At 70.2% G+C, this 16,519-nt stretch carries 9 protein-coding genes; 2 read left to right on the top strand and 7 right to left on the bottom strand.

The window, feature by feature from the left end; genetic code table 11:
* Positions 1–293: 293 nt before the first annotated feature.
* Positions 294–644, bottom strand: coding sequence for a hypothetical protein (locus ACIBSV_RS11275; protein WP_395861594.1), 351 nt, complete (start codon positions 642–644; stop codon positions 294–296).
* Between the two features lie 139 nt (positions 645–783).
* Between ACIBSV_RS11275 and ACIBSV_RS11280 the strand changes: the two genes are divergently transcribed.
* Complete coding sequence (locus ACIBSV_RS11280) at positions 784–1,587, top strand: SDR family oxidoreductase (protein ID WP_395861596.1); 804 nt, start codon at positions 784–786, stop codon at positions 1,585–1,587.
* Between the two features lie 134 nt (positions 1,588–1,721).
* Here the strand turns inward: ACIBSV_RS11280 and ACIBSV_RS11285 are convergent, their stop codons facing one another.
* The 5 genes from ACIBSV_RS11285 to ctaD form a co-directional block, all read right to left on the bottom strand.
* Positions 1,722–1,904, bottom strand: a complete 183-nt coding sequence (locus ACIBSV_RS11285) for a hypothetical protein (RefSeq protein WP_395861597.1) — start codon at positions 1,902–1,904, stop codon at positions 1,722–1,724.
* A 126-nt stretch (positions 1,905–2,030) separates the two neighbouring features.
* Positions 2,031–3,248, bottom strand: a complete 1,218-nt coding sequence (locus ACIBSV_RS11290) for an aromatic acid exporter family protein (RefSeq protein ID WP_395861599.1) — start codon at positions 3,246–3,248, stop codon at positions 2,031–2,033.
* A 596-nt stretch (positions 3,249–3,844) separates the two neighbouring features.
* Positions 3,845–4,561: a neocarzinostatin apoprotein domain-containing protein gene (locus ACIBSV_RS11295; RefSeq protein WP_395861601.1), complete on the bottom strand. Its 717-nt coding sequence runs from the start codon at positions 4,559–4,561 to the stop codon at positions 3,845–3,847.
* Positions 4,562–5,097: 536 nt separating this feature from the next.
* The gene (locus ACIBSV_RS11300) at positions 5,098–5,442 is read right to left on the bottom strand and encodes a hypothetical protein (RefSeq protein WP_395861603.1); all 345 of its coding nucleotides are present in this window, start codon (positions 5,440–5,442) and stop codon (positions 5,098–5,100) included.
* 156 nt (positions 5,443–5,598) lie between these two features.
* A complete protein-coding gene (gene ctaD / locus ACIBSV_RS11305; RefSeq protein ID WP_395861605.1) occupies positions 5,599–7,320 on the bottom strand; it encodes a cytochrome c oxidase subunit I in 1,722 nt (573 codons plus the stop codon).
* An 830-nt stretch (positions 7,321–8,150) separates the two neighbouring features.
* Here ctaD and ACIBSV_RS11310 point away from each other — a divergent pair.
* Entirely contained in the window at positions 8,151–8,324 is a 174-nt protein-coding gene (locus ACIBSV_RS11310) for a hypothetical protein (RefSeq protein ID WP_395861855.1), read from the top strand.
* Between the two features lie 83 nt (positions 8,325–8,407).
* On the opposite strand, the gene ACIBSV_RS11315 is transcribed toward ACIBSV_RS11310, so the two are convergent.
* A complete protein-coding gene (locus ACIBSV_RS11315; RefSeq protein WP_395861607.1) occupies positions 8,408–15,781 on the bottom strand; it encodes a LamG-like jellyroll fold domain-containing protein in 7,374 nt (2,457 codons plus the stop codon).
* Positions 15,782–16,519 lie beyond the last annotated feature (738 nt).

The following is a 16,519-nucleotide window of genomic DNA, read 5'->3' on the forward strand; positions in this document are numbered from 1 at the left end:
TCCGCGACGACGTAACCGGATGGGACTGTCAGTGGCCGAGCTCAAGCACGCCTCCCGCAGCGACATCACCACCGCCCGCACTCTCGTCCGCACGGTCGAGCGACTGCTCATGTCGCTGTTCCTGGAGCGTCTGTGACCACCGGCCATCGCCGGCTCCACAGCACGGAGCGGGCGAAGCCGATCACGCGAGCGACGGCGCGGCCGAAGCACACCACAGGACCGACACGCCCGCCGCTGTGCGGCGCGCGGAGCCGGAGGCGTGTCGGCTGATCTCGCGGACCTCGTCGGGGCGGTCACCGGCGCGGATGGCGGCCGGCACGACCGGAGTGGGCGGCCAGGCGCACGGGGAGCCCGGCGCGTTCGGCGACCCGGGTGATCACCGCGCAACAGCCGTTCGGGGACGGGCTGTCGCCGATCCGGCCGATCCGGCCGATCCGGCCGATCCGGCCGATCCGGCCGATCCGGTCGACCCGGTCGATGGTGCGGAACGCCGGTCCCTCGACGAGTTCGGCGGCGGTGACTCGTCCGTAGCCGCCGTGGGAGTTCGGGGGCCGCTGGAGGACGGGGAGATCGCGGGCATGGTTCCCACCCTGCGGCGGAACGGGCGCGCGGGAGTACGGGCGGATCGGGCGGGTAGCGGTCAACGATTCGTGCCGACACTTCCCGACCGGGCCACGTGCCGGACGCGACAACCGGTGGTACGACAGGAGCAGCGATGAGCACCCCGTCCGAGCAGAACCCGCCGCCGCAGCAGCAGCAGCGGGCCCCGGCACCACGTCGGCCATGGATCCCACGCCGCAGGACGAGATGCGCGACTATCTCGGCAGCGGCCTGCTCGAGGGTCGTCGGGCGCTGATCACGGGCGGGGACTCCGGCATCGGTCGCGCGGTGGCGATCGCGTTCGCCAAGGAGGGCGCGGACGTGGCCATCGCGTACCTGTCCGAGCGCGAGGATGAGGACGCCGCACACACCGCGCGGCTGGTCGAGCGAGCCGGGCGCACCTGTGTGGTTCTTCGCGCCGACCTGTCGGTGGAGCTCAACTGTCGGGACGTGGTCGCGCGGGCCGCCCGCGACCTCGGCGGCTTGGACATCCTGGTCAACAACTGCGGAACCCAGAACCCGGTGGACGATCTGGAGCAACTCGACAGCGAGCAGTGGGAGTACACCTTCCGGGTCAACATCCACAGCTTCTTCTGGACGACCAAGGCCGCCCTGGCGCACCTGCCGTCGGGCGGATCGGTGATCAACACCTCGTCGATCAACGGACTGCGCGGCAACAAGACCTTGATCGACTACTCTGCCACGAAGGGCGCCATCCTCGCCTTGACCTATTCCCTGGCCCAGTCCTTCCAGGAACGCGGCATCCGGGTCAACTGCGTGGCCCCGGGCCCGGTTTGGACCCCGCTGATCCCCGCGACGTTCCCACCGGAGAAGGTCGCCACGTTCGGGCAGCAGGCTCCGATGGGGCGCGCGGCTCAGCCGGACGAGATCGCCCCCTCGTACGTGTTCTTCGCGTCGAATCGTCTGTCCGGCTACTACTCCGGCGAGGTCTTGGCTCCCATCGGAGGTGAAACCCTCCCGGGCTGACGCGCCACTCGCTTGCGGCCACCGACATCGTCCGACTCCTCCTCGCTCCCGTTTCCGACGCGAGCCGATCGCGGACGCGCCGGGAACGGGGCCCGGGAACGCTCGCCCGAACGACCGGGTTCGCCGAAGCCGTGTCAGCACGACGGCACTTTGCCGCGTCCCGTGCCGAGTGCGTTCCACGCGTTCACCGCGTCGGAGAGGGTTTCGACGGGGACCAGCCGCAGTCCGCCGCATGCGGCTCGATCGGCTTCGGCGTATTCGGCACGTGGCAGGACGAACGCCGTTGCCCCCTCCCACTTCGCGGCCAGGAGCTTCATTGGGAGGCCGTCGATCTTGCCGACCCGGCCTTCGTCGTCGATCGCCCCGGCCCGGCGATGGTGCGTCCACCCGTGAGATCTCCCCGGGGTAGCCGAGCCGACATGACTGCTCTGGCGCGACGCTGCTCAGTCTCCGACCCGGTGAAGACCGCTGTCCGGGTCGACCTTCAGATCGCTCAGCAGCCGGCCCGCCTCGGCGAGCAGGGAACCGGACAGCGCGGTTGTCACCGGTCCCGACCGCGCCGCCTCGGGCAAGCGCTCGGCGAGTACGGAGTGGATTTCGGCGGCTCGGTCCAACTCGTCCCGGGCGCGGCGCAGTCGCGCGTTCGGTGGGCCTGCCGCGTCCGGCCGCGCCGATGTGCCGGTCGTGGCCACGGCCCGTCCGTACTCGCGCACCGCTCGTGCCAGTGCTTCCAGGAAGGCCGCGTAGGGCGCCAACGTTCTGCCGTCCGGGGTCAGGTCCACCCCGTCCGCTCGCGCGGTGTCCCGAATGGTCCTGGTGATCGCGATCGTGCGGGCCACCAGGTCCTGCAGCGTGGGCAGGAAGCCGTGCTCGATCTCCGGTACCGGACCATGGCGGTGCCGGCGGGGGTTCATCCGGACACTCTCGCGTGCGTGTTCGGTGGCCGCCCGCAGGTCCTCCCACCGGCGGGAGACCCGCAGCGCCCGCCGATACCGTTCGTCCGCCGCCGCTGCGTCCCATTGCTCGCGCAGCCCGGCGGCCGACTCGGCCAGGATCTCCGCGACCTCGTCCGCCACGTCGAGCGCGGCGCGGCGGCTGTCCCGCAGGTGCATCGGCGGCCGGATCAGCAAGTTCACCGCGAGTCCGATCAGGGCTCCGAGGAGTGCCTCCCCGAGACGGTGTCCGATGGTGGCGCCGGTGACCGGGCCGTAGGACAGCACGAACAGCGCGCTGGTCGAGCTGTACATCCCCTTGTCCCCGAACCGCCGCCAGTTGCCGATCAGCATCGTGATCGGCAGCACCGCCGCCATCGCCCCGATGGTGCTGCCGCACATCACCCAGGCGAGGGCGGCGATCAATGTGCCGAAGGTCATCGACACCAGGACCTGGAGAGCCTGGGCCACCGATCGGTACACCGTCGCCTGAACGAGCACGATCGCCACCCAGGGCGCCATGATGGCCATCGGGGCCCGCAGCCACCACCCTGCCACGGCCCAACTCAGCACCGCCGCGAGCGCGGCCTTGGCCGACTGCCAGACCAGATCCCGCTCGCGCCCCGGACCTCGCCACGCACGGGTCGCCGACCGCCCGATCCCCCGCAGTTCGGCCCCGACCACCGCGGGCGCGCCACGAAGACGTCGCCCCCAAGAAACAGATGACATCACCCGAGCCTGTCCCGCTGTCCCGATTTGACACCCGCTTTTGTGTCTGGCGGAACTCGGCTATTTCGGCGCGGGCGACGGTCGGGAACTCGAACAACGGAGACCTACACTCGACAAACGAGCCGCCGGGCACGTGGGTTTCGCAGCCGAACAGCCGTTGCCCGCACGTGTTCGCCTTTGATCGGCGCTCACTCGTCGAGTTCTTCGTCGACCACACGGACGCTGCCGACTTTGGGGTCCACCGCGTCCGGGACGACCACGCCGGCCCGGACTCCGGACGTCAGGGAGTCCACGACCGGGGCCGTGAGCCCCTCGCCGGGCAGGGCGGCGGGGATACCCGGGGGGGGTAGGACGTGAGCATTTCGGCACTGGTGCGGCCGACCGCATGATCTGCCCAGCGCCCTGAACCTCATCGACAGGCGCGCGAACGTCGATGAGGAACCCTCCGTACATCAGCTGCGCGACACCGGCGTGTGTGGCGACGGCGACACTCGCGGCCGAAGGCCTCATCACGTCCGCGCACGCGACGCGCCGTTTTTCGGTCCCACGCCTATGCCCCGATTCCCAAGTCTCGTGGTCCATGCCCGGTCTCGGATCTACTTGTCGCCGCTGCCTCGTCCCGTACCGGCCTGGCGTCGGTTGCGGACCACGAACACCACAATCGCGGCGATGACCGCGATCACGCCTGCCATGACGGCGGGGAGTACCCAGGGGTTCTCGTCGGTGTCGGTGTCCTGCGCCTTCGGGGGCGCCGAGTCGGTGGGGGCCGAGGGACTCGCCGGCGAGGGCTGTGCGGCCGTCGCGCCGTCGCTGCCGGGCGTGGCCGAGGGGCTTGGTGCCCAGGTGGCCGGCAGTCCGGGGACCTCGCCGCGGAACCCGATCGAGAGGTAGCTCTCCTGGCTGCGGTCCCCACCGCCGCCGACCTTGGTGGTGGCCACGGCGCAGCGAGTGCGCAGGCAGTCGACGGGACCGAACGCGGCGCGTACGCGCAATTCCCGGGTGAAGGTGCCGTCGGTGTCGACCCGAACGGGCTCTTCACCCAGGTCGGTGTCGCATGCCGCGTCGGGCCCCTGGGCGGGGTCGCACGTTTTGACGCGCACCTCGCTGCCGGGCCGGAAGCCGCGGCCTGTCACGGTGATGCGATCGCCGGCGGGGTCCAGTGAGCCCGTGCGGTCGGCGGTCAGGGTCGGTCGACCGTCGTTCGTGGGGACGGGGGAGGCGTGCGCGAGTCCCGGCGAGTTCGCGAGTGTCCACATCAGGATGGGTGCGGTGAGGGTGAGGGCGGCTCGAAGGGGACTGCCGGTCGAGGGCATGACCATGATGCTTCCAATCGTTCCGAGTTCGCCGTCGGCCCGTGGGCGCATGGCGGTGCCTTGTTCTGTTTGCCGGGTCAACCCGATTCCGGGAGTGCAAACGCGAAAGTGTTGATCGCTTCGGTTTCTGCCGATACCCGGAGGCGGCGCGGTCATCCGCGACACGCGTGGTGTCGCGGGCGGATCCGCCGGAGGGGGGACGCGAGGCCGGGAGAAATCGGGGGACCGGACCGATCCAGATCCGCATCTCGTCATCCGCGTGCGTTTGACGGTGGAAATGGCCCGATGGGCGTTCGTTCTCGGTGTGCGCTCGGCGTCACGATCGTGTGGCGGATGGGTGGTGGGTCTGGGGCGCGTCGGCGCGGATGACCACGAGTTCCTCTTGACGTTGGCCCGGTGCGATCAGGCCGCGCTGTTCCAGGAAGGTCGCGCGGGCGGTCAGGACCGGGCCGAAGGGTTCGAGGCGGCGGGCGACGACTTCGGCGTGCAGGCCGAGGGATTCCAGGAGGCCCAGGGTCGGTCGCCGGAGTCGTCGATCACCAGGACCCGCCCGCGTGCGGTGTGGTGGCCGGATCCGCCGGCAACAGTTTCACGCGGCGGGCGTTGATCCGCTTGTGGTCCCAGGTGGGCTCGGACAGGTCCCAGGTGGGCCCGGACAGGAGGAACCGGAGCCGCTGCACCGCCGGATGCCGTGCACCGATCAGGGGCTCCGCACCGACCAGACAGGTCGGCGTCTTGTTGCGGTCCCTCGGCAGCAACGGCCCGGCCGGGTACTCGCGGAACCCGCGCCGCTGCGCCAACGTCGAGAAGAGGTCGTCGAACCGCGCGGCGTAGGCCTCCAGCGGCCCGGGTGCGGGCGGACAGGGCACACGCTTGGTCATCGCAACCCCGAGGCGCAGACGGCGGTCCCTTCTATCGGCATCCCGCGACCCCGGCCCGCTGTATTCCGCGCCGCGCCGGGGTCGGGTCGGCGACGGCCCGCCGCTGGGTGGGTGGGTGGGTGGTCGTCATCGGTCGGGGCTTTTGGCCTGTTGTTCCTATCTGCCAATTTTGTCGGGGTTGACATCGAGGATGTGCTCTTTTCCGCGTTGGGTCTCGTAGTCCAGGATGGCGATCTCGGGGTGGCGGACGTCGAAGGCCGGCGATTCGGAACGGATCCGGGGCAGCCTGGTGAAGTTGTGCCGCGGCGGCGGGCAGGAGGTGGCCCATTCCAGTGAGCGTCCGTAGCCCCAGGGGTCGTCCACGATCACCTCGCGTCCGAACCGGTGTGTCTTCCAGACGTTGTACAGGAACGGAAGGGTGGACAGGCCGAGGAGGAGGGCGCCGATGGTGGAGATCGTGTTGAGCGTGGTGAAGCCGTCGGAGGCGAGGTAGTCCGCGTAGCGGCGGGGCATGCCCTCGGCACCGAGCCAGTGTTGGACGAGGAAGGTGGTGTGGAAGCCGACGAACAGGGTCCAGAAGTGGATCTTGCCGAGCCGCTCGTCCAGCATTTTTCCGGTGAACTTGGGCCACCAGAAGTGGAATCCGGCGAACATGGCGAAGACGACGGTTCCGAAGACGACGTAGTGGAAGTGGGCGACGACGAAGTAGGAGTCGGTCACGTGGAAATCGAGCGGGGGTGACGCGAGGATGACGCCGGTGAGGCCGCCGAAGAGGAAGGTGACCAGGAAGCCGATCGACCACAGCATGGGCGTTTCGAAGGAGAGCGACCCGTGCCACATGGTGCCGATCCAGTTGAAGAACTTGACGCCGGTGGGGACGGCGATCAGGAACGTCATGAAGGAGAAGAACGGCAGCATCACGGCACCGGTGGGAAACATGTGGTGGGCCCAGACGGTGACCGACAGGCCCGCGATGGCGATGGTGGCGGCGATCAGACCCTTGTAACCGAAGACCGGGTTGCGCGAGAAGACCGGGAGGATCTCGGTGACGATGCCGAAGAACGGCAACGCGATGATGTAGACCTCCGGGTGGCCGAAGAACCAGAACAGGTGCTGCCACAGCAGGGCACCGCCGTTGGCGGGGTCGAAAACGTGGGTGCCGAACTTGCGGTCGGCCTCCAGCGCGAACAGCGCGGCGGCCAGGACCGGGAACGCCATGATGACCAGGACCGAGGTCAGCAGCACGTTCCAGCAGAAGATCGGCAGCCGGAACATCGTCATGCCGGGCGCGCGCATGCAGATGATCGTGGTGATGAAGTTGACCGCGCCCACGATGGTGCCGAATCCGGACAGTGCCAGGCCCATGATCCACATGTCGCCGCCGATGGAGGGTGAGCGCACGGCCGAGCTGAGCGGGGTGTAGGCGAACCAGCCGAAGTCGGCTGCCCCGTCCGGGGTGAGGAACCCGGCGACCGCGATCAGCGAACCGAACAGGTAAAGCCAGTAGGCGAGCATGTTCAGGCGGGGGAACGCCACATCCGGGGCGCCGATCTGGAGCGGCATGATCCAGTTGGTGAAGCCGGCGAACAGGGGCGTGGCGAACATCAGGAGCATGATCGCTCCGTGCATGGTGAATGCCTGGTTGTACTGCTCATTCGAGAGCAACTGGGTCCCCGGCCGGGCCAGTTCGGTCCGGATCGCGAGCGCGAGGATCCCGCCGAACAGGAAGAACAGGAACGATGTCGTGAGGTAGAGACTGCCGATCGTCTTGTGATCGGTGGTGGTCAACCACTTCACCACGATCGTCCCACGACGAGATGAGCGCGGAGCCGCCGCGTCGGGTGGGAAAGGCGCCAAGGGGGTTTGGACGTCGGTCATTCGTGCTCCACGGGAAGGGTCGTAAGGCGGTACCGGAACGAGGTGGTCGATCGCTGCGCTCGACGGGTGAGGACGTCGTTCACGGATGCCGACACCGATGCCGATGCCGGGAGGCCCATGCCGGCAGGGGCAGTGCTCCCAGTGCCGCGAGCGACGCGAGGGGAACCAGTACCAGCGGATGCGACAGCCTCGTCGCCGCCACCACGCCACACGCCACGGCCACGGGAGCCAGGACGATGACGGCTGCGACGATCCGCAGCCTCGGTGCGGGCGGTGCGGCGCCGGCCCGCACAGGTCCATGCGCCCACACGCCGAGGCGGAGTTCCGCCACGAGGGCGCACCACGCCCGCCGTTCGCCTTTACTCAGGATTCCGGTATCCATGGCCTTCTCCTCGTAGCACCGCGACAACGCGTCACGGCAAACGCGCGGCCCCTGCCCGCGAAGCCGCCGATCCACGCACCGGCGAGCGGAGTTCACCCGTCCGGTCCTACCGCACAGTCGGGTTCGCTCTCGAAGGCGTCGCAAGCGGCGACCTCGGGTCGAGCGGTGCGCACCCGCCCCGAACTCCTCGGTGTCAATGGCGCAACGGTCGATCGCGGCGCGGGAGCAAGGCGGAGCGGTATGCGGCCCGTGCGCACGCGTAGCCTCGCCGACATGGCGCATGAGGAGGGGTCGCACGTGAGACGCCGGGACCGGATCGCCGCGCCGTGGGGGACTCGCACGCCATAGCCGAGGAGGACCACACGCTGAGCGTGATCGCCCACGGCGGACCGGGTACCAGCCATCTGGACGGAAAATGCCCGGCTGTGCACGGCCACGGCCGCCCGCCGTGCTCAAGGAATCGTTCGACTGTGACGGACAGCCCGGCTCCAACGTCGATTCGATGAACGGCCAGTCCACCGCACAGAACACCCGTGAATGCGGCGCCGATGGCGACCTGCCCGGCTTTCGCAACGGGGCCGACGACACGCACGGATCAGACCCGGTCGCCCCCGTCGCGTGAAGGGTGCGACGGGGGCGGGTGCGTGCGTGTGGCTCTGCTGCTCTGCCGTGGTGCAGCCGAGGATGCGCCGATGCTTGGGTGGGTCAGGTGATGGTCAGGGTGATCGGCCCGGCGAGTGCGGTGTAGCCGTTGTTGTGGAGGTACCAGACCCGGTAGTTGCCGGGGGTGAGCTTGCCGCCGGCGGGGAAGTCGAGGCTGCCGTCGGCGTCGGGGGCGTACTTCCAGTCGGTGGCTGAGCCGTTGGTGGGGCTGGTGCCGTCGCGGTAGAGGCCGATCCAGTTCGTGGCGGCGAGGGTGGCGGCCGGGGTCGAGTAGCGCAGGGTGATGGTGCCGCCGGCGGCGATGGTGGAGGCGGCTGTCGTGAGGGTGCTGGTTGCCGCCGGCGTCGAGGGCGGGGCAGGGGTGGCCGGGGTGAGCGTCGGTGTCGTCTCGGCGGGGAGGTTGTAATAGGCGGTGAGGCGTTCGGCGATGGCGTCGGTGTACGGGGCGAGTGCCGGGAACCGGGTGGCGAGGGTGGTCCTGGCGGCGGCGGTGAGTGCGGCGCGGTCGGTGGTGGCGCCGACCAGGTGGGGTTCGAGCTGCCGCATCAGGTGGTAGTCGCTGGTGATACCGAGGGTGCCCATCGCCTTGGCCAGGGACGGGGTCGCGGTGGCGGTGTCCTGGACGCGGCTGACGAAGGTGACGCGGTGCAGGATGCGCCAACACGGGGGCTTGCGGTCGCCCTGCCGGGTCTGACGCAGCGCGCGGGCGTCCGGTCCGGTGTTGCGGTCGAGCCACTCGGGGTCGACGACCTTGCCGTAGAAGTCCTCGTAGTTGTCGGTGGAGCTGTCGAGGTAGAAGGTCATGAACCGGTAGGCGTCGACGCGGCCGGGCACCAGGACCGGGTTGCGCGCGATGTCGAAGACGGGCTTGTCGCCTTCACGTTTTTGCAGGTCGCGTGCGGGTTCGGCCTTCACTTCCAGGCTGAACGTGCGCTTGGCTTCCTTGGTCTTGCTGCGGGTGACCGCGTAGCCGCCGCCGAGGGTGACGCTGCCGGAGAGGTTGACGCCGACCGGGCCCGCTTCGATTTCGGCGAATCCGCCGACGCTCAGGCTGCTGCTGACCGTGTAGTCGCCGGTGGTGACCTGGGTGACTTGGTCGGTGGTGGACATCGTCTCGGAGAACAGGCCGCCGGCCGCGGTCCACACGTAGGTGTTGACCATGTGGCGGCGGGACGCGCTGTTCGCGGCCTTGCGGACTTCGGCCGGGTTCGTCTTGTCCGGGGTCAGACCCGTTCCGGTGCCGCCCATCATGCCGCCGAGGACCCGGTTGGCCTGGTCGCGGACGGGGTTGTGGGCGGCGAAGGTGGCGCTCTCGGTGGACACCGATTCGTAGAAGCTCTGGAGTTGCTGCTCCTCGCGTTGGATGCGTCGTTTGATGGCGTACGCCTCGCGGGGGCGGTAGTAGCTGTGTTCGCCGCCGTCCCCGGCGTTGGGGAACGCGGGGTCGGGGAAGGGCTGCAGCGCTCCGGAGCTGCCCTTGGGAGCGAAGCCGACCAGGCCGTCCAGGGTGCCCTGCTTGGTGTAGCGGGGGTTGATGGGGAACGCGATGATGTTCCAGTCGCGGGGGATGTCGGCGTTGGGGATCATCCGGTAGGCGACCAGGACGCCGGTGTGGGCCAGGCGCAGCGCGTACAGGTCGGCGGTGGCGGACTGGACGATCGCGAAGCCGGTGTTGGCGGGTACCCAGCGCCGGCCGGCGTCGGGGTTGACCTGGCCGGTCCGGGCGTCCTCCTCCCACTGGCCGGTCAGCACGACGCCGCTGGTGCGGGTGGTCTCGGTGCTCTGGGACACGGCGAGGTTGGTGGCCCAGCCGTTGGAGAACTTGATCTCGGCCTCGACGGTCATGCCCACCTTGACCTTGACGGCCTCCTTCGCGGTGCCGACGCCGAGGGGCGCGACGACGATGGAGGTGTCGTCGTTGACCCAGAACTCCACCTTGCCCTTGGCGGACGCGTCCAGGCTGCGCTTCTCGTCGTTGGAGATGGTGTTGGTGACCGAGTCGGCCTGGATGAAGGACACGGACGCCTTCTCGGCGTAGTCGCCGGCGGTTCCCCAGACCATGTTCTCCGAGGGCATCGGCGGGGCGCCTTCGAGGAAGCCGACCAGTTGCGGGTCGAATTGGGCCTGCCCGACCCACGTGCTCGTCAGTTCCCCGGTCTTGAAGCCGGTGTGCAGCTCCCACCTGCCGTGCCGGACGAAGGTGTAGGCGCGTTTCATGACGCCGAACGCGCGTCCGTCGGCGTCGGCTTGCAGGTCTCCGTACTCGGAGGCGGCGGGGGGCGCGTCGATGCGGGCGTTGAAGGTGCTGCCGATTCCGGTGAGTGCGGAGCGGACTTCCGCGGCGTCGGCGGAGATGGGTGCGCTGGAGATGGTGTTTCGCGGTGCGTCGGGTGAGGGGTTCAGGTCGTTGCCGCGCGGCCCGAAGTCCTTGACGGTGGCGCCGGTTTGGGTGGAGGCGCCGTCGAAGGGGAAGTGGGCGACCAAGTCCTTCTTCTCGCCGCGCAGTCGGGCGAACATGTTGTCCAGGATCTGCTCCCGGGTGCGGCAGGTCCGCCAGATCCGTACCTCGTCGATGGTCCCGGTGTACCCGTTGGCCAGTGTTCCGCTGTGGCGTCGGCCTGCGATGGTGGCGTGTGCCTCGCCGGGGTACGTCGGTTGGGCGTGCATGGGCGCGATCCAGGCCGGTTGCGGGCTGCCGTCGACATAGAAGGTGGCGAGGTTGCCGTTGGGGTCGGGGGTGCGCACGCGGCGGGCGCCGCGCACCTTGGCGGGGAAGGTGTCGCAGGCGTCCGCGGTGACGGCGCCCTCCTTCTCGGGGAAGGCCCACCACGCGGTCAGCCCTGGGGTCTTGGGGGTGATCGCGGCGCCGATCTGCTTCTCGTCGCGGGCGACGTTCCAGATCCGTACGTCGGTCAGGGAACCGCGCAGGTGACTTGTGGTCCGGCCCTGGCGGAGGCGGCCCAGCTCGCAGTTGTCGTCGTTGCCCACCGGTGCGGCGCCCTCGAACACGAACGGCTTGTGCCCGACGGGGGCGCCGTCGATGTACAGGCGGATCGCCACACCGCCCCTGTCGTTGTGACCGCCCTTGCGGGTGACCGCGACCCGGGTGAACACGCCGGCCTGGAGCTTGGTCCCGGAGCGGACGGTGACCAGGCTGTCCTTGCCGCCGCCGCCCTTCTCGAACATGAACGCCAGTTGGCCGTCCGCTTCCACGAGCAGCGCGTACGGCACCGCCGTGCCGGCCGCCCCGCCTTCCACCACGCCTTTGCCCACCAGGCCGTGCACGACGCCGAGCGCGTCCAGGCGTACGCCGGCCTCGATGGTCAGGTCGCCGAGCAGGTTCAGCCCCTCGGGTCCGCCCGCGTCCAGGTGGCCGGCGCCGTCCATCGCCATGGCCCAGTGCTGCTTGAACGCCAGCGCGACGTGGCTCCAGTCGCCGATCGCGACCCCTTCCGACAGGGCGAAGGTCTGCGAGCCGACGGTGGCCACGGGCGCGAAGCCGTCCAGTCCGGAGGCCGCCGACCGGAACGGGCCCACCAGGGTGCCGTGGTTGCCGCGGCCGGAGCGGTCGAGTGTCGATCCGTTGCTGAACTGCCAGTACGCCAGCAGGTCGTCCTCGCGGCCGCGCAGTCGGCGACGCATCGTCTCCTTGATCTGGTCCGCGGTCCGCGCGCGGCCCCACACGCGCACCTCGTCCAGGCAGACGCGCGATCCTATGCTGCCGCCCTGGGCACGGTACCCGAGCCTGACGGTGCGTGAATCGTTGGAGCCGGCGATACTCTGGCCACCGAACGTGCCCGCGGCGACCGCGCCACCGGTTTCGGACGTGCACGCCATTTCCACGCCGTCCCGGTATACGCGGCGGGTTCCGGCGGAGGCGTCGTGGACCACCGCCCAGTGGTGCCATTCCTGGGCGGGGACGGTGGCGGTGGTCATCGCCCAGGTGAGGTCGGCCTGGCCGGGGATGCCGACGTCTCCGCCGAACATGAAGCGGTTGTTCGAGTCGATCCCGACCATCAGGCCGAATCCTGTGCTGAACAGCAGGTCGTCGCGGTTGGTGGCCTGGCGAAGGGCCCACATCTCGATGGTGAAGCTGGTCCCGGTCAGCGTGAGCCGGTCGCCGCATTCGACGACGTTGTCCTCTTCGAGGCTGAGAGCGCTGAACAACGTGGTGCCGCGCAGGGCCAGGCCGTAGGGGGTGGCAGGTCCGGCGGCGCGCAGCACGGTGCCGGTCGCGGAGGCGGGGTTGAGCCACGCCTCCAGGGTCAGGTCGCCATCGGTGGCGAAGTCCGCCCCGTCCACGGCGGTCAGGTACTGCGTGGTTCCGTCGAACGCCGGTGCGCGGCCCGGGGCGTGACCGCGCCAGTGCGGCCCGACCCCGTCGCCGGCGTCTTTCGCGTCGCCGTCGGCGACCACGGCGGTGGTGGAACCCACGCGGGTGACCGCGACGATCCGCGATCCCGAGGACAGGTCGGTGCCGGTCACGCTGCCGGTGGCGTCGGCGTAGTCGTAGAGCACCGCGGTCACCTGCGATCCGGCCGCGGCGATGACCGCGTCGCCGGAGACGGTGAACGTGGTCGCGCTCGCCGGTGCGGCGGCGTCGACCTTGCGTACTCTCCCGCCGACGAGGACCCGGCTGCCGACCGCGAGCGGTGCGGGGAGCGGCGCGGTCAGTTCGACGAGCCGGTCCTTGACCGACAGGACGGTGCCCAGCAGCGTGCCGGCCGGCGGGTTGCCGTTGAGGACCGCGGCCAGCGAGGCCGCGGCACGCGGCACCCGCAGATACGTCTCGGTACGCGACCCGCAGGTCACGGTCACCGTGCACAGGTCCGCGGCCGAACCGGCATCGGCGGTGACCTGCACGGTGAAGTCCTTGGCGCGCGTGGCGGTGTCGCGCGCGACGAACTCCAGCCGGTCCGAGCCCGCGCCCAGGCTCCGGGTCGCCCTTGTGACCAGCGTGGAGTAGTAGGCCGAGAAGAACTGCCCGGCCCCGCCCCGGAAGTACAGCACGACGTCGCCGCCCGCGCCGTCCAGAACGAACGGCGCGTCCTCGGTCCACGCGAACGCCAGCAACGCCCCGTAGACCGTCAGTCCTTGCCGGTCGGTGGAGACCACCGGCATCGCCACCACGGTGTCGCCGCCGCCGCGGGTACCGCCCGACACGGTCATCAACGCGTCCTCCGCGGCGTCCACGGCCGCCTGACGCGCGCCCAGCCGTTGTTGCGCGGCCTGCTGCTCCTGAAGCCGTCTGTGCACGCCGAAGATCGACGCGAACGAGGGGCCGAACATCCGGTCGTAGGAGTCGATGGCCGCCAGAGTCTGCTGAACCTGCGCCGCCAGCTGCCGGTCCGCGTCCAGACTCGCCCGCGCGGCGTCCACGGCCGCCTGCGCGGCGGCCACCGCCGCCGCGTCGCCCACCGCCCCGGACTTGCCCGCCTCGGCCAAGGAGACCAAGGACGGGATCGCCGCGAGACGACCGTCCCGGGCGACCGCGAAGTCCACCGCGGCGACGTAACTGCGATTGGCCGCGCCGCCCGCCGGTGCCGGGCCGGAGGCCCCGCACGCCACGAGCACCCGCGTCTGCCGCTTCTCGTGCCCCACCGCCGTGCCGTACCCGGTCGTGGCCGGCTCCTGCTGGGAATAGGTGACCGCCGCGAGCCCGGTCGACACGGCGCGGCCGGCGAAGCCGAACACGTCCCGCGACAGTCCCGGCCCGTCACCCACCGGAGCGTCGGAAGCCACCCACACCGCGCCGTTGTGCACCGTGCCGTCGCGCATCGCCCTGGTGTGGTCGCCGGCCACTGTCCCGGCCCCCTCGTCGAAGCGGCAGTACACCGCCAGGCCCGGCTCGATGCCCGACAGACGCAGCCCCCGATCGCCGAACTCGGCCTCGGTCCGCGCTCGTTCCCAGATCCGCACCTCGTCGACGTCGCCCTTGAACCCGGCCTCCGGCACGCCCGAGGCCAGCCTTGTCCCGACGCTCGCCGCGGACCGAGCGTCCGGTACCGCCGTGACCGCACGTACGCCCGTCCGCACCCCGCCCACGTACACGGCCGCGTTCTTGCCGTCGAACACCGCCGCGACGTGCACGTATGCGTTCACGGGCACCGCGGTGCCCGACACCACACGGGTTCCACCCAGGTCCGCCACCAGCTTCCGGTCCGCGTCCAACTCCAGCGCGAACGTGCTGGTCGGCGATGCCCCGGTATGGTGCGCCAGGATGGTCCCCGAGGCCGCGGCCGGACGTACCCACGCCTCCACCGTGTAACCGGACGACGCAACCGTCGCGGACCCGGGCGGCGCGGCCGGCAGCAGCACGTGCGTGTTCTTCGCCGGGTCGAACCGCATCGCCGTACCGGCCCGGTCGCGGGTCGCCGGCACGGGCACAAGCGGCCTCTTGGTGTGCGGGCACGTCCCCGGCCCGCGCTCCAGTACCGAGGAGGCGAACTTCGGGTCCGGACTGGTGTAGAGCTGAGCGCCCACCACGTCGAACAAGCCGTCCGAGCCCTGCGCGCAGTTGTAGCCCTCCACGCGTCCCGTCGCCTTGTTCGCCGCGAACACCTGCCACCGGGACTCACCCACGACCGCGGTCGGCAGCAAGAGCACGGTGAACGCGCCGCGTTGCAGAGGCGCGACGAACGACAGCTTCGCGGTGGGCTCGAAGAAGGGGTTCCCCTCCATGTCCCGGGTGCCCAACGTGTCGCTCTCCGAGGCGCCCCGCAGCTTCGACCGCGACCGCTGGTACCGCACCTCCACGACCGGCTTCAGCACCGACCCCACCAGGACGAACCGGTCGCACAGCAACGACCCGTCGACCACGGCGGTCGCCGTCGCCTTCGTGCCCGCCGCCGCGGTGGCCCGATCACCGGACACCGTGCCGCCCTCGGCGTAGAACACGACATCCTTGTGGTTCGCGTCCACTCCCTGGCGAAAGAGCAGGATGTAGCGGCCGTCCGAAACGACCTGGAACGGTGCCGGCGCGCTCAGCCGCGCCGTCGTCGACAAGAACGGGTCACGCTCCTCCACCGGCAGCGGCACACCCGCCACCGCTTCGGTACGTCCCCCGGCCCGTACCCACGGCATCCGCAGTACACCCGACGCCGCGTACGCCCCCGGCGCGGGTACCTCCACAAGCTCGCCGGGGAACGGCACTACCGCCGGTTCCTCGTTCCAGTACCGCGCGTCCAGCGGACCGCGCTTCGCCGACGCCTGCTCCAGGTCCAACACGCTGTAGACGATCCTGCGGTCCGCGTCCATGGCGAACGCCACGGTCGTACCCGAGTGTCGCACCATCGTCGTCGACACGTACTTCCGGTCGCTGTACACCCTCGTCAAGCTCTCGTCGTGCGCCACGAAACCCCCACCCGTCGTGCCCGCACCCACGCGGGCCATGGCCAGTTCGCGAAACTCGAACACCGCGCCACCGCCCTACTCGGGCAAGCGGCGTCCACACCACAGCTGATCGACACCGGGTGACCACACGGGTCACCGGCCCCTACAGCCATCCAGGAAATGACGCAGCCCATCGGCTGCCGCACCCGTGCGACGACGGGCGGGAGGCCCGGCGCCCCCGAACCCCGTGTTGGCCCCACGTCAACGACGGACGGTAAAGCCCTTACACAGCAAGGTGGTTCGTGCATGGAACGTATCAACGGGACCGCTGCCACCCGGCGCCTTCACCAAATCCCCACAACCGCGCACACACGCACGCACTCCTGCCTGCGAGAGGCCGCGCCTGGTGCGCTTGTTGCGCTTAGTGCGCGTGGGGCGCCTGGTGCGTGTGGTGCGTCTGCGAACGCTGCCAGGCTGGGCGGGTGATCCAGCGGCCACCCGCGTGGCTCACCTTCAAGAGGCGGCAGGCGGACCTTCGACGAGTTGGTCCGGGCGGACGGGGTGGGCCCGGACGAACTGTGGTCCGACGACCGGGTGTTGGCCGACGTCATGGCCGGGTGGGCGATCCCGAAGGCCGACCTGGTCGTGCTGGTCGCGTCCCGGCGGTGGAGTTCGAGGCGATCGGGGCGGGTGGGGAGATGCCGACGGTGTGCTTCTTCGGTGCGACGGCGATCGTGATCGGGTGCACCCGGATGGCCGGCTGCTTCGAGGGGCGCCGTTCACCTCACACACGTCTTCGTCATCGATCCGGTCGGGGAGGAC

The sequence above is a fragment of the Embleya sp. NPDC050154 genome, from assembly GCF_044460165.1.
Classification (GTDB): Bacteria; Actinomycetota; Actinomycetes; order Streptomycetales; family Streptomycetaceae; genus Embleya.